At 70.9% G+C, this 13520-nt stretch carries 13 protein-coding genes; 6 read left to right on the top strand and 7 right to left on the bottom strand.

Annotation, left to right across the window (positions count from 1 at the left end):
- Positions 1–11: 11 nt before the first annotated feature.
- Together ACFWYS_RS13360 and ACFWYS_RS13355 are read right to left on the bottom strand one after the other, a co-directional pair.
- Positions 12–527 (bottom strand): hypothetical protein, encoded by a 516-nt coding sequence (locus ACFWYS_RS13360; protein WP_384766783.1) that lies wholly within the window; start codon positions 525–527, stop codon positions 12–14.
- 32 nt (positions 528–559) lie between these two features.
- Positions 560–1675: a magnesium and cobalt transport protein CorA gene (locus ACFWYS_RS13355; protein WP_384766780.1), complete on the bottom strand. Its 1116-nt coding sequence runs from the start codon at positions 1673–1675 to the stop codon at positions 560–562.
- A 508-nt stretch (positions 1676–2183) separates the two neighbouring features.
- Between ACFWYS_RS13355 and ACFWYS_RS13350 the strand changes: the two genes are divergently transcribed.
- Positions 2184–2768: a suppressor of fused domain protein gene (locus ACFWYS_RS13350; RefSeq protein WP_384766777.1), complete on the top strand. Its 585-nt coding sequence runs from the start codon at positions 2184–2186 to the stop codon at positions 2766–2768.
- A gap of 30 nt (positions 2769–2798) precedes the next feature.
- On the opposite strand, the gene ACFWYS_RS13345 is transcribed toward ACFWYS_RS13350, so the two are convergent.
- Positions 2799–4010, bottom strand: a complete 1212-nt coding sequence (locus ACFWYS_RS13345) for an MFS transporter (RefSeq protein WP_384766775.1) — start codon at positions 4008–4010, stop codon at positions 2799–2801.
- Between the two features lie 125 nt (positions 4011–4135).
- Here ACFWYS_RS13345 and ACFWYS_RS13340 point away from each other — a divergent pair, with 125 nt between their 5' ends.
- The 3 genes from ACFWYS_RS13340 (at position 4136) to ACFWYS_RS13330 (ending at position 6493) form a co-directional block, all read left to right on the top strand.
- Complete coding sequence (locus ACFWYS_RS13340; RefSeq protein ID WP_384766773.1) at positions 4136–4777, top strand: DUF6758 family protein; 642 nt, start codon at positions 4136–4138, stop codon at positions 4775–4777.
- Positions 4778–4968: 191 nt separating this feature from the next.
- Entirely contained in the window at positions 4969–5826 is an 858-nt protein-coding gene (locus ACFWYS_RS13335) for a PHP domain-containing protein (RefSeq protein WP_384766770.1), read from the top strand.
- Positions 5827–5887: 61 nt separating this feature from the next.
- Positions 5888–6493 (top strand): MarC family protein, encoded by a 606-nt coding sequence (locus ACFWYS_RS13330; RefSeq protein WP_384766767.1) that lies wholly within the window; start codon positions 5888–5890, stop codon positions 6491–6493.
- Between the two features lie 77 nt (positions 6494–6570).
- Here the strand turns inward: ACFWYS_RS13330 and ACFWYS_RS13325 are convergent, their stop codons facing one another.
- On the bottom strand, positions 6571–6723 hold the full coding sequence (locus tag ACFWYS_RS13325; RefSeq protein ID WP_093906763.1) for a hypothetical protein: 153 nt from the start codon (positions 6721–6723) through the stop codon (positions 6571–6573).
- Positions 6724–6929: 206 nt separating this feature from the next.
- Between ACFWYS_RS13325 and ACFWYS_RS13320 the strand changes: the two genes are divergently transcribed.
- On the top strand, positions 6930–7823 hold the full coding sequence (locus tag ACFWYS_RS13320; RefSeq protein WP_272124251.1) for an NYN domain-containing protein: 894 nt from the start codon (positions 6930–6932) through the stop codon (positions 7821–7823).
- Between the two features lie 39 nt (positions 7824–7862).
- On the opposite strand, the gene ACFWYS_RS13315 is transcribed toward ACFWYS_RS13320, so the two are convergent.
- Both ACFWYS_RS13315 and ACFWYS_RS13310 read right to left on the bottom strand, forming a co-directional pair.
- The gene (locus ACFWYS_RS13315) at positions 7863–8804 is read right to left on the bottom strand and encodes an alpha/beta fold hydrolase (RefSeq protein WP_384766764.1); all 942 of its coding nucleotides are present in this window, start codon (positions 8802–8804) and stop codon (positions 7863–7865) included.
- A 368-nt stretch (positions 8805–9172) separates the two neighbouring features.
- Positions 9173–11737, bottom strand: a complete 2565-nt coding sequence (locus ACFWYS_RS13310) for a DEAD/DEAH box helicase (protein WP_384766761.1) — start codon at positions 11735–11737, stop codon at positions 9173–9175.
- A 481-nt stretch (positions 11738–12218) separates the two neighbouring features.
- Here ACFWYS_RS13310 and ACFWYS_RS13305 point away from each other — a divergent pair, with 481 nt between their 5' ends.
- Complete coding sequence (locus ACFWYS_RS13305) at positions 12219–12974, top strand: ferritin-like fold-containing protein (RefSeq protein WP_384766758.1); 756 nt, start codon at positions 12219–12221, stop codon at positions 12972–12974.
- A 77-nt stretch (positions 12975–13051) separates the two neighbouring features.
- On the opposite strand, the gene ACFWYS_RS13300 is transcribed toward ACFWYS_RS13305, so the two are convergent.
- Positions 13052–13321 carry a hypothetical protein gene (locus tag ACFWYS_RS13300; RefSeq protein WP_384766756.1) on the bottom strand — a complete coding sequence of 90 codons (270 nt, stop codon included), beginning with the start codon at positions 13319–13321 and terminating at the stop codon, positions 13052–13054.
- Positions 13322–13520 lie beyond the last annotated feature (199 nt).

Here is a 13520-nt window from a genome sequence, read left to right as displayed (position 1 = left end):
GCCGTGACCGGCTAGCGGCGCCGCTTCTTTTTCTTCAGCAGCAGCCGCGGGAGCCCCGCGGGGATCGGCTGGCGGGTCGTCGCCGGGGAGGGCAGCGGCGCCTCGGCCAGGGAGCCGTCCGGCAGTGCGGCGGTGCTGCCCGTCGGTTCCAGGCGCAGCACCCGGCACTCGCGGGCCCAGCGGGCCGGCATGGCCTCGCCGTCGGGGGCGTTGAGGCGCTTGCCCTTCAGCTCGGCGACCGTCGCCTCCCACTGCTCGGTGCCGGAGCCGAGCTCCACGACCTTCGCCGACCAGGAGACCAGCCGGCCGCCCTTGTCCTTGCTGCGGACCGTCACCTCGGCCCCGGCCCCGTCGGCCAGCCCCGCCAGCGGCTGCTCGCCCGGGCCGTCGCCCACGACACACGCGGCACCCTCGTGCCACACATGCCACAGGGCACGGGCCGGGTGACCGGGCCCCTTGACCCAGATGAGGCCGGACTTCTTGGTGGCCTCCTCGACGAGGGCCTGGTCGAGCAGCTCGCTTGTCATGGCCCAAGCCTATCCAGCCGGGTCCGGGCCGGTCAGAGCCATCCGTTGCGCTTGAGCGTGCGGTGGATGCCCAGACAGATGGCGACCGTGACGCTCATGATCACCGGGTAGCCGTACTTCCAGTGCGTCTCGGGCATGTAGTCGAAGTTCATGCCGTACACACCGCAGACCATCGTCGGTACGGCGATGATCGCGGCCCACGAGGTGATCTTCCGCATGTCCTCGTTCTGCGCGACGGACGCCTGCGCGAGGTTGGCCTGGAGGATCGAGTTGAGGAGCTCGTCGAAGCCGACGACCTGTTCGTGCACGCGCGCGACATGGTCGGCGACGTCGCGGAAGTACTTCTGGATGTCCGGGTCGATCAGCCGCATCGGCCGCTCGCTCAGCAGCTGCATGGGCCGCAGCAGCGGCGCCACGGCGCGCTTGAACTCCAGGACCTCGCGCTTGAGTTGGTAGATCCGCCCCGCGTCCGTACCGCGCGGCGAGCCCTTGCGCCCCGGCGAGAAGACCTCGGTCTCCACCTCGTCGATGTCGTCCTGCACGGCGTCGGCGACCGCGACGTACCCGTCGACGACATGGTCGGCGATCGCGTGCAGCACGGCCGACGGGCCCTTGGCGAGCAGCTCCGGGTCGTCCTGCAGCCGGTGCCTGAGGGCCCGCAGCGAGCCCTGTCCGCCGTGCCGGACGGTGATGAAGAAGTCCCGTCCGGTGAAGCACATGACCTCGCCGGTCTCGACGATCTCGCTGTTGGCGGTGAGTTCGTCGTGCTCGACGTAGTGGATGGTCTTGAAGACGGTGAACAGGGAGTCGTCGTAGCGCTCCAGCTTCGGCCGCTGGTGGGCCTGGACGGCGTCCTCCACGGCCAGCGGGTGCAGCCCGAACTCACCGGCGATACCGGAGAATTCGGCCTCGGTCGGCTCGTGCAGACCGATCCACACGAACCCGCCGTCCCGCCGCACCTGGCGCATCGCCTCGTGCGGGGTCAGCGGCTTCGGGGTCTCGACCCGGGCGCCGTGCCGGTAGACGGCGCAGTCGACGACGGCCGAGGGCGTCCCGGGGTCGCGGGTGGTGTCGTAGGCGCCGTTGTCCTTGCGCAGCGAGACGCGGGACGGGCGGACCACGGCACGCAGATCGCGGATCATCGACATGAGCAGGCTCCTTCGCAACGGGCAACGAAGCGGGTAGGGCCACAGCTCGGCTGGAACTGCCCGGAATGGGGACGTCCTGACCTCAGGATGTTTGGCACGTCCACAAAGCGGGGAGCACCGCACCGTTGCGGTGGTGGGCTTCGTTGCTGATTCAGATCGGACCGATCAGGCAAAGCGAAACGAAGTGCTCTTCCGTGGGAGGACGCGAGCGTGAAAGGACGGCGGTCAGCCGGAGCGGAACAGCCGGATCAGCTACATCAGCGGCGGGAAGAGCGAGTGGTACTGCACGGTCGACTTCGATCCATGACAGCCCCACCTCCTCCGGCCGGTCCCTCGTGAGGGACGTTCCATACCCCGTATAGGGGTTCCCCGTAGGGGAGTTTTCAACAGCGTCGGGACTCGATCGCGACGCTTCTGCGTGCTGCCCCGAACACCGGGCAAGAGTATCAGCCGACTGAAGTGTCAAGGCGCTGCTTTGCCCGGTACTGACGAGTTCTATGCTCGCGGCATGGCTGATGTTCTTCCTCTGGTCGAAGCCCGGTTGCGCACCGCGCTGGGCGAACCGGACGCTCGCGCGGCGGTCACCTTCCTCGGTACGGACCGCATGGAGGTGCTCCGTTTCCAGGACGGGGACATCGTCCGCTACGCCACGCTCGGCATGTCCGCGCAGCCCATGGGCGACCCCACGGCGATGGTCGCCGACCCGGTCAAGGGCCCCCGCGCGGAGCTGCTCCTCTCGGTCCGCCCGGGCCCGGCCGACACCGACAAGGTGCTCCGCCCGCTCGCCGTACTCGCCGCTTCCCCGCAGGTCGAGGGCGTGATCGTGGCCCCCGGCGCCTCCCTCGACGTCGGTGAGCCGCTGTGGCCCGGCGCCCCGTTCACCTCGGTCCTGGTGGCCGAACCGGGCGGCCTGGTCGAGGACCTGGAGCTCGACGAGCCCCTCGACCCGGTCCGCTTCCTGCCCCTGCTGCCGATGACCCCGAACGAGGCCGCCTGGAAGCGCGTCCACGGCGCCCAGGCCCTCCAGGAACGCTGGCTCACGAACGGGACGGACCTCCGGGACCCCGCCCGCACCTCCGTCCCGCTGGGGTGAGGAACCTCACCAACCGGTGGCCGAAAACCGTCAGTTGGCGAACACGGTGACACTGTCCTCGACCGCGTGCTTCGTCATCTGCTCCTCGGCGTCGTGGGCGAGCTCGTTCCGTCGTACGGCGACCACGAGCGCGCCCGCCACCGCCGTGACCGCCGCCACCACGAACGGCAGGCGGACGCTGCCGGTCCACTCCTCGATCCTCGGCGCGAAGAAGGGCGCGGCGGCCGCCGCGAACCAGCGCACGAAGTTGTAGCCCGCGCTCGCCACGGGGCGCGGCGCGTCCGATACGCCGAGCGCCAGCTCCGTGTAGACGGTGTTGTTCACGCCGATGACCGCGCCGGACAGGATCGTGCAGACGACGGCGGTGGCGTGGTCGCCGTACCCGAGGACCAGTACGTCCACGGCGAGCAGCACCAGCGACCCGCCCAGCACCTTGAGCGAACCGAACCGCTCCTGCATACGCGGTGCCACGATCACCGAGAACACGGCGAGCAGCACACCCCAGGCGAAGAACACCGCGCCCGACCGGTACGGGCTCATGTCCAGCACGAACGGCGTGAAGGCCAGCACGGTGAAGAACGTGTAGTTGTAGAAGAACGCCGAGACCGCCGCCGACGCCAGACCGCCGTGGCCGAGCGCCCTGATCGGGTCCAGCAGCGAGGTCTTGCGGGCCGGCTTCGGCTGCTCCTTCAGGAACACCGCGATGCACAGGAACCCGACGGCCATCAGGAAGGCCGTACCGAAGAACGGGTAGCGCCAGCTGGCGTCCCCGAGCAGCGCGCCCAGCAGCGGGCCGCAGGCCATGCCGAGGCCGAGGGCGGACTCGTACAGCAGGATCGCCGCCGCGCTGCCTCCCGCCGCCGCGCCGACGATGACGGCGAGGGCGGTGGAGACGAAGAGCGCGTTGCCGAGTCCCCAGCCCGCCCGGAAGCCGACCAGTTCGCCGACCGAGCCGGACGTGCCCGCGAGCCCGGCGAAGACGACCACGAACGCGAGGCCGAGCAGCAGGGTCGCGCGGCCGCCGATCCGGCTGGAGACGAAGCCGGTGAGCAGCATCGCGACGGCGGTGATGAGGAAGTACGAGGTGAAGAGCAGGGAGACCTGGCCGGGTGTGGCGTGCAGGCCGCCGGCGATGGACGGCAGGATCGGGTCGACGAGTCCGATGCCCATGAAGGCGACGACGGACGCGCCGGCGGTCGCCCACACGGCCTTCGGCTGCCGCAGCAGAGGTGTAGATGGCATATACACACATTAAGTTAGGTAGGCTAAATAATGCAAAGGGCATCCGGTTGCCCCGGTGAGCGGGTTCCGCCCGGACGGGTGATCGTCCTTGACGTGACGCATCAGGGGTAGGACCGTGGGGCCCTATGAGGGGCGAACCCAGTTGCCCGAAGTGTGGTGGCCGGGTCAGGGCTCCCGGACTATTCGCCGACACCTGGCAATGCGATGTGCACGGCACCGTTCATCCGGTGCAGCCCGTGATCCCGCCCAGCGTCGAGGCCCTCAGTGTCGTGGTGCATCGCACCCAGGTGCCGGTGTGGATGCCGTGGCCGCTGCCGATCGGCTGGCTGTTCACGGGGGTCGCCAGCGCCGGCGACGACCGCAGCGGTGGCCGCGCGACCGCCGTGGCCTGCTCCGGGCCCGGACCGCTCGGCGGCATGGGCGAGATGATCCTGGTCGCCGAGGAACTCGGCGTCGGCCTCGGCGCGCGGTACGCCGGCATCGACGGCCCGGACCCGGGGCCGTATCTGAACGTCGAGAAGCCGCCCCAGGCCAAGGTCCTCGCCGCCGGGCGCCCGACTCCGCTCTGGCATGTGTCGGGCACACCCGACGACCGTGCCGTGTTCGCGGGGGAGGCGCTCGGGATGTGGCTGTGGGCGGTCATGTGGCCCGAGCAGTCCGGGCTGTTGATGTACGACGAGCTGGTGCTGACGGATCTGCGGGATGCGGGGGCCGAGGTGGATCTGGTGCCGTGCGGAGCGTTGTCGCCGCGCTTGCTTGAGCCGTAGCGCCCACGGGGGGTGGGGTTGCTCTTGAGGGGCGGCTGCGGATCGTCGGTGGTTGCTCGCGCAGTTCCCCGCGCCCCTGAGGTGGGTGGGTGTAGGGGTCTCTCATGCTGTGCGGGTGTGACAAGAGACTGTTGAAAATGCGGTTATCCTTGAGCGGCCCCTTCCGTATCGTCCCGTCTGGAGTTCGCGTCGTGCGTATCGATCTGCACACCCACTCCACCGCTTCCGACGGTACGGACACGCCGGGCGAGCTGGTGCGCAATGCCGCTGCCGCCGGGCTGGACGTCGTGGCGCTCACCGATCACGACACCACGCGTGGATATGCCGAGGCCGTCGCCGCGCTGCCGGAGGGGCTGACGCTCGTCACCGGGGCCGAACTGTCCTGTCGTATCGACGGCGTCAGCATGCACATGCTGGCCTACCTGTTCGACCCGGAGGAGCCGGCGCTGCTCGCCGAGCGGGAGCTGGTGCGGGACGACCGGGTGCCCCGGGCCCAGGGCATGGTCGCCAAGCTCAACGCGCTGGGCGTGCCCGTCACCTGGGAGCAGGTGCTGCGGATCGCCGGTGACGGCTCGGTCGGGCGGCCGCATGTCGCCTCCGCGCTGGTCGAGCTCGGGGTCGTGCCGACCGTGGGCGACGCCTTCACCGAGGACTGGCTGGCCGACGGCGGGCGGGCCTACGTGGAGAAGCACGAGACCGACCCGTTCGAGGCGATCCGGCTGGTCAAGGCCGCGGGCGGGGTGACCGTGTTCGCCCATCCCGCCGCGAGCAAGCGGGGCCGTACCGTGCCGGAGTCCGCGATCGCCGAGATGGCCGCGGCCGGGCTCGACGGCATCGAGGTCGACCACATGGACCACGACCCCGACACCCGCGCGCGGCTGCGCGGGCTCGCGAAGGAGTTCGGGCTGCTGGCGACGGGGTCCAGTGACTACCACGGCAGCCGCAAGACCTGCGTGCTCGGCGAGTACACGACGGATCCCGAGGTGTACGGCGAGATCACACGGCGGGCGACCGGGGCGTTCCCGGTGCCGGGGACCGGCGGGGCCTGACAGTCAGCTCTCCGTCACCCCCGTACGTATCCGCACTTCTTCTCGCAAGGCCCCATCAGTCATGTTCGACGTCGCCGTCTTCGGCTCCCTTTTCCTGACCCTCTTCGTCATCATGGATCCCCCCGGGATCACCCCGATCTTCCTCGCCCTGACCGCCGGCCGCCCCGGCAAGGTGCAGAAGCGGATGGCCTTCCAGGCCGTCTGTGTGGCGGGCGGTGTGATCACGGTCTTCGGGCTCCTCGGCCACCAGATCCTCAACTATCTGCACGTCTCCGTCCCGGCGCTGATGATCGCGGGCGGGCTGCTGCTTCTGCTGATCGCGCTCGACCTGCTCACCGGCAAGACGGACGAGCCGAAGCAGACCAAGGACGTCAACGTCGCCCTCGTACCGCTGGGCATGCCGCTGCTGGCCGGGCCGGGCGCCATCGTGTCCGTCATCCTCGCCGTGCAGAAGGCCGACAGCGCGGCCATGCAGGTGTCGGTGTGGGCGGCGATCCTCGCCATCCATGTCGTCCTGTGGCTCGTGATGCGGTACTCGCTGCTGATCATCCGGGTGATCAAGGACGGCGGCGTGGTCCTGGTGACACGGCTCGCCGGCATGATGCTGTCGGCGATCGCGGTGCAGCAGATCATCAACGGCGTCACGCAGGTGATCCAGGGCGCCTGAGCAGGCAGTATGCGCGAAGCCCCCGTACGGCATGTGCCGTACGGGGGCTTCGAAGCTTCTGCGGTGATCCGCGTCTGTTATGAGGCCGTGGTCTCGGCCGGTCGGATCCACAGCCGCTGTCCGATCGCGGCGGCCTGCTGAACGATCCGGTTGACGGAGGCGGCGTCCACGACGGTGCTGTCCACGGGTGTGCCGTCGACCTCGTCGAGTCGCATGATTTCGAAGCGCATGGCTTCTCCCTTCGTCTGGTCATCCTCCTGAGGAGAACTACTTGGTTACACATGGAGTCAACGGGCCGCGTGTTACAAACATTCCCTACGCTAAAGAAATTTTTCGAACGACTAACTACTGACCGGTAAGTGGTTGCTGAGGGATCAAGGTGAGACTGACCGGGACCGGTTGTGTTCGCAGCGTGACCGCCGGGACAATGGAGGCGATGAACGACGACCTCGCGGCGCTCGCCGCCCGCATCGACCACACCAACGAGCTGCTGCAACGCATGCTCGCCGAGGTGGCGAAGACGCCCTCCACCCACGCGATCTTCGTCGACGCGGGCTACCTCTACGCCGCCGCGGGACGGCTGGTCGCCGGGACCGAGGACCGCCGCGCCTTCGACCTGGACGCCGAGGGGCTGATCGAGGCGCTGATCGACCGGGCGCGCACGATCTTCGCGGACAGCAGGCTGCTGCGGGTCTACTGGTACGACGGTGCGCGGCGCCGTATCCACACGGCGGAGCAGCAGTCGATCGCCGAGCTCCCCGATGTGAAGGTGCGGCTGGGCAACCTCAACGCCAACAACCAGCAGAAGGGCGTCGACTCGCTGATCCGGACCGACCTGGAGTCCCTGGCCAGACACCGCGCCATCAGCGACGCGGCACTGCTCGGCGGCGACGAGGACCTGGTGTCGGCGGTCGAGGCGGCGCAGGGCTACGGCGCCCGTGTGCACCTGTGGGGCATCGAGGCACCGGAGGGCCGCAACCAGGCCGAGCCCCTGCTCTGGGAGGTCGACAGCCAGCGCACCTTCGACCTCGAATTCTTCAAGCCGTACGTCTCCCGGCGCACCGCCGCCGCATACGAGGCGGCGGGGGCCCGGCCGACGCGGGAGGACGTCCGGTTCGTCGGCGCGCAGATCGCGGCGAAGTGGCTCGCGGCGCGCGGGCGGGAGTCACTCGTCGAGCTGCTGCCCGGGCACCCCTACCTCCCCGGGTCGGTCGACCAGGATCTGCTGGTGGAGGCGGAGGGGCTGCTGCAGTACTCGCTTCGCGGGCAGGCCGATCTGCGGCGGGCGTTGCGGGACGGGTTCTGGGAGCATCTGCAGGCGCAGTACTAGCCGGCGGTACTGGGAGGTACAAGGCGGTACTGGGCGGTCCTAGTCGTTACTGGGTGGTGCTTGGTCGGCAGCGCCGGTCGGGGGTGGGCCGGCCGGGCCCTCGGTGTCCTCGACGCTGTCCCAGAAGTCGGCGACGGCCTGGGCGGTGGGCAGCGGCTGGTCGGCGTTGGGGGAGTGCTCGGCGCCGGGGATGACCGTGCGGCGGGCCTTCAGCCGTGCCGCCATGTCGTCCAGGACCGGGACCGGCCAGGTGTCGTCGCTGGCGCCCGACAGGACGTGGAACGGCAGCGGGAGAGCGGCGAGTTCGTCGACGAGGTCCGGCTCCGTGGTCAACTGGCGCCCCGTGGCCAGGAGTTGAGCGGGCTTCGTGCCGAGCCAGCGCCGCCGCAGCAGTTCCTCGCCACCGATGCCGCGTGCCGGGCCGCCGACCTCCTCGGGCGGGCCCATGGCGCGGATCGCCTCCCAGGTCTCGGCCATCGTCATCACCGCGAGCGCGTCCCTCAGCAGCTTCACGCGCTGCTGCTGGGAGTCGGAGATCTGGGCGGGGCCCGACGCCATGAGGGTGAGCGACCGGAACGGCGTGTGGTCGAGCAGCACGGCCGCACGGGCGATCTGGCCGCCCAGGGAGTGACCGAAGAGATGGAGCGGGGCGTCGCCGGCGCCGAGCGCCGCCGCCTGCGCGAGGACGTCCCTGGCCAACTCACCCCGAGCGTACGCGGATTCGTCGTCCTCCGGGCCGTCCGACTCGTGCTGTCCGCGCCCGTCCACGGCGACGGTGCGATAGCCACGCTCCGCCAGCGGCTCGTGCATCAAGGTGAAGTCCTCCTTGCTGCCGGTGAATCCGGGGAGCAGGAGAGCGAGGCCTCGGGGTTCGACGCCGGGTGCGGCGGGGTGGTCGACGACGGCGAACGTGCCGCGGGGGGTGTGGAGGTGGTAGGCGCGGGCGTTCGGGGGTGGGGTGAAGGCGGGTTGGGAGGTCACGGGGGGAGGGTAGCGGGTGGGGGTTTGGAGTGGGGCGGCGAGTGGGGGTGGGAGGGCGGCCGGGGGCTGCGGGGGCCGGGGCTGGGGGCTGGGGGCGGTGCCTGGGGTGGGCCTGGCTCTGGCCTCGGTCGTGCATGCGGGGCGGCCTGGGTGCGTCGGGCGGTACCTGTCCGTGGGGCGCGCGGGGCGGGTTGAGTGGGGGCGGTGCCTGTCTGTGGTGCACGCCGGGCGGGCTGAGTCGGTGGCCGGTGCCTGTCTGTGGTGCATGCCGGGCTCGCTGGATGTCGTGAGCCGGGCGGTGAGAGTGGCCCCGGCAACGCCGACGGCCCGGCCCCGCGTGATGCGGGACCGGGCCGTCGTACGGGAGATCAGCTCTCCGCGGGCTCCGCTGCGGCCGTCACCTTACGGGTGCGGCGCACCTTGGGCTTGGCCTCGGCCGTGCCGTCGGCGGCCTCCACGGACGCCGCGGCCTTGCGGGTGCGGCGGCGCGGCGCGGGTGCGTCGGCCGACGGCTCCTGGGTGGCCTGGGCCGGGATGTCCGCGGCCAGGGTGGCGGACGCCGCGGTCTTGCGGGTGCGGCGTGCCTTGGGCTTGGTCTCCGCGGCCTCGGTGATGCCCTCGGCCGTGTCGACGGCGGTCTCCGCGGCGGCCGTGGCCTTGCGGGTGCGCCGCGGCTTGGCCTCGGAGGCCTGCGGCTCCTGGGCGGTCGCGGCGGCCTTGCGCGTACGACGCGGCTTCGCCTCCGTGCCCTCGGCCGTGTCGACGGCGGCCTCGGCGGGCGCCGCGGTCTTGCGGGTGCGGCGGGTCTTGGGCTTGGTCTCCGCGGCCTCGGTGATGCCTTCGGCCGTCTCGACCGCAGCCTCAGCCGCAGCCGTCGCCTTGCGCGTACGGCGAGCCTTGGGCTTCGCCTCCGCAGCCTCTGCCGTGTCCACGGCAGCCTCCGCGGCGGCCGTCGCCTTGCGCGTACGGCGTGCCTTGGGCTTGGCCTCGGCGGCCTCCGGCTCCGGGGTCGGCTGGGCCGGGATGTCGGCGGCTTCGACGGTCGCCGCGGTCTTGCGGGTGCGGCGCGTCTTGGGCTTGGTCTCCGTGGCCTCCGCAGCCTCGGTGGTGCCCTCGGCCGTGTCGACCGCAGTCTCCGCGGCAGCCGCCGCCTTGCGGGTGCGGCGGCGCGGCTTGGTGGCGGGAGCCTCGTCGTCCGACGCCTGCGGAACGGCCGTGGCCGTCTCGGATGCCTTGACGGCTTCCGACGCCTGCACGGGCTCCGAAGCCTGTACGGACTCCGAGGTCGTCGTGGCCGACGAGGTCTCCGAGAGTTCCGTGGCTTCGGCCGAAGTCGCCTTCGGCTCCGCCGACTTGCGCGTACGGCGGCGGCGCGACTTGGCCGGCGTCTCCTCGGCGGTGTCCAGCGACGGGCCCTCCGCCGTCGCGACCGCTGCCTCCGCGGCGTCCGTGGACGTGGCCGTCACGGCAGCGGGCTGCTCCGCCGTTGCCCCGCCGCGGGTGCGGCGACGGCGGCGCGGGGTGCGAGGTCCGGTGACGGACTCGGCCGTGACGCTCTCTGCGGTACCGGCGGTCTCCTCCGGGGAACCGGCCGTGGGTGCCGACGTCGTGTCCAGCGCGGTCCCGCCGCGCGTACGACGGCGACGACGCGGCGTACGTGCCGAGCGCTCACGGTCCGGCGAGGACGAACGGGACTCGTCCCGGCCGCCCCGGCCACCGCGACCGCGCGCACCGCGTCCGCCGGTCTCGCCGAGGTCCTCGACCTCCTCCGCCGCCAGCCCGGCGCGGGTGCGCTCCGAGCGGGGCAGGACGCCCTTGGTGCCCGCGGGGATCTTCAGGTCCTCGAAGAGGTGCGGGGACGTGGAGTACGTCTCCGGCGGGTCGTTGAAGTTGAGCTCCAGCGCCTTGTTGATCAGCTGCCAGCGCGGGATGTCGTCCCAGTCGACCAGCGTGATCGCCGTACCCGTGTTGCCCGCGCGGCCGGTACGGCCGATGCGGTGCAGGTACGTCTTCTCCTCTTCCGGGGACTGGTAGTTGATGACGTGCGTGACACCCTCGACGTCGATGCCGCGCGCGGCGACGTCGGTGCAGACGAGGACGTCCACCTTGCCGTTGCGGAAGGCGCGCAGCGCCTGCTCGCGGGCGCCCTGGCCGAGGTCGCCGTGGACCGCGCCGGAGGCGAAACCGCGCTGCTGGAGCTGGTCGGCGAGGTCGGCCGCGGTGCGCTTCGTACGGCAGAAGACCATGGCCAGTCCCCGGCCGTCGGCCTGCAGTATGCGCGCGACCATCTCCGGCTTGTCCATGTTGTGCGCGCGGTAGACGTGCTGCGCGATGTTCGCGACGGTCACGCCCTCGTCGTCCGGCGCGGTGGCGCGGATGTGGGTGGGCTGCGACATGTAACGGCGCGCGAGGCCGATGACCGCGCCCGGCATGGTCGCCGAGAACAGCATGGTCTGGCGGCGGGCCGGCAGCATGTTGATGATCTTCTCGACGTCGGGCAGGAAGCCCAGGTCGAGCATCTCGTCGGCCTCGTCGAGGACGAGCGCCTTGATGTGCTTGAGGTTGAGCTTCTTCTGTCCCGCGAGGTCCAGCAGCCGGCCCGGGGTGCCGACGATCACGTCGACGCCCTTCTTGAGGGCCTCGACCTGCGGCTCGTAGGCCCGGCCGCCGTAGATGGCGAGAACACGGACGTTACGCACCTTGCCCGCGGTCAGCAGGTCGTTGGTGACCTGCGTGCACAGCTCGCGCGTGGGGACGACGACGAGCGCCTGCGGGGCGTCGGTGAGGGCCTCGGGCTGCGCGCGGCCGGCCTCCACGTCGGCGGGGACGGTGACGCGCTCCAGGAGCGGGAGACCGAAGCCCAGCGTCTTGCCGGTGCCGGTCTTGGCCTGGCCGATGACGTCCGTGCCGGAGAGGGCGACGGGGAGGGTCATCTCCTGGATGGGGAAGGGATTGACGATGCCGACGGCCTCAAGGGCCTCGGCGGTCTCGGGAAGGATTCCGAGCTCTCGGAAAGTCGTAGTCAGGGTGCTGCCTCTTCTGTGTACGCGGTGCGAGGCGAGCGAGGGGGTCGTTGACGGACCGTGCCGGGGACGTCGGCTGCCTTACGGGCTGGCCGTAGGGCACGGGACCACTGCCGACGCTCTAGCGCTCGTACCGCTGAGGGTGTCCCTCCGGTCGCCGTACGCAGAGTGCCGTACGGCCGGGGAGGGCTGTCGGGTCGGAGCCGATCGGGCCACCGACCGGGCATCCTCATAACGTGCGGCCCGTCGAGTACGTCTGAATACTCAGCGGGCGCATTACCACCATACCCCGGAAACGCGCACATGCGATGGCCGAATTGGTCACGTAGTCGTCGTCACAGTGACTGACCAGGGACTTCCGGGACGCGGCGAGCGGGCTATTGTGCGCTTCATGACGACGCCTGACAACACCTCTGACGCCTCCGACACCACTGACACCACCGTCGAGCACACCGGGGTCGCCGCCCAGGACTGGGCGCAGGCCTCCGCCGATCCGCAGTACCGGGCCGCTGTCGTGGACCTGCTCGGCGCGCTGGCCTACGGGGAGCTGGCGGCGTTCGAGCGGCTGGCGGAGGACGCCAAGCTGGCGCCGACGCTGGCGGACAAGGCGGAGCTGGCCAAGATGGCGTCGGCCGAGTTCCATCACTACGAGAAGCTGCGGGACCGGCTGACGGAGATCGGGGCGGAGCCGACGGAGGCCATGGAGCCGTTCGTCGCCGCGCTGGACGGCTTCCACCGGCAGACGGCGCCGTCGGACTGGCTGGAGGGGCTCGTCAAGGCGTACGTCGGCGACTCGATCGCCAGTGACTTCTACCGGGAGGTCGCGGCACGCCTCGACTCGGACTCGCGGGGGCTGGTGCTGGCCGTGCTCGACGACACGGGGCACGCCTCGTTCGCCGTGGAGAAGGTGCGGGCCGCCATCGACGCCGATCCGCGTGTGGGCGGGCGGCTCGCGCTGTGGGCCCGGCGGCTGATGGGGGAGGCGCTCTCGCAGTCGCAGCGGGTGGTCGCCGACCGGGACGCGCTGTCCACGATGCTCGTGGGCGGGGTCGCGGACGGGTTCGATCTCGCCGAGGTCGGGAAGATGTTCTCGCGGATCACCGAGGCTCACACGAAGCGGATGGCCGCGCTGGGGCTTGCGGCGTAGGTTTCGCGCCACCCGTCCCGGTACCCGGCGGGTGCCGGGACGGCGTCAGGTTTCCGGCGGCCGGTCCTTCTCTGGGTCTACGCGGTCGCCGAGTGACGGCGGAGTCTTCCCGCGGGGCGTACCAGCAGGGAGAGCGAGGCGGCGGAGACGACCGCTGCGCCGACAAGGATCACGAAGAGGTTGCCGAAGTCGAGCGCGGTGTGCGTGATGAAGGCGCCGAAGAGGGCTCCGGCGATACCTGTCGGCAGGACCAGCGAGCGGGCGGGCAGACGGTGCGGCAGACGGTGGGCCGCGGCCACGGCCAGGGCCAGGCCGAGGATCGCGGAGCTGAGCGCTTCCAGGAGCATGTCGGGGTCCCTCCCACATGGCCGGCCTGCTCGAATCGGTCGTAGCCCGTCATACCCCTGACCTGCGGAATGCAATCCTCCTCTGTGATCGACCTGTGCGCCATCCGTGGAGCAACGGAAGAGGGGGGCGGGGGGCGGCGGGGGACAGGGCAGCAAAACGGAGGGACGGATGGAGGGCGACAGGAAACAAACAACCACA

The sequence above is a fragment of the Streptomyces sp. NPDC059010 genome (genome assembly GCF_042740355.1).
In the GTDB taxonomy this organism is placed as follows: Bacteria; Actinomycetota; Actinomycetes; order Streptomycetales; family Streptomycetaceae; genus Streptomyces.
Note: the sequence above shows the minus strand (reverse complement) of the source record. Positions and strands in the feature narration are given on the sequence as shown.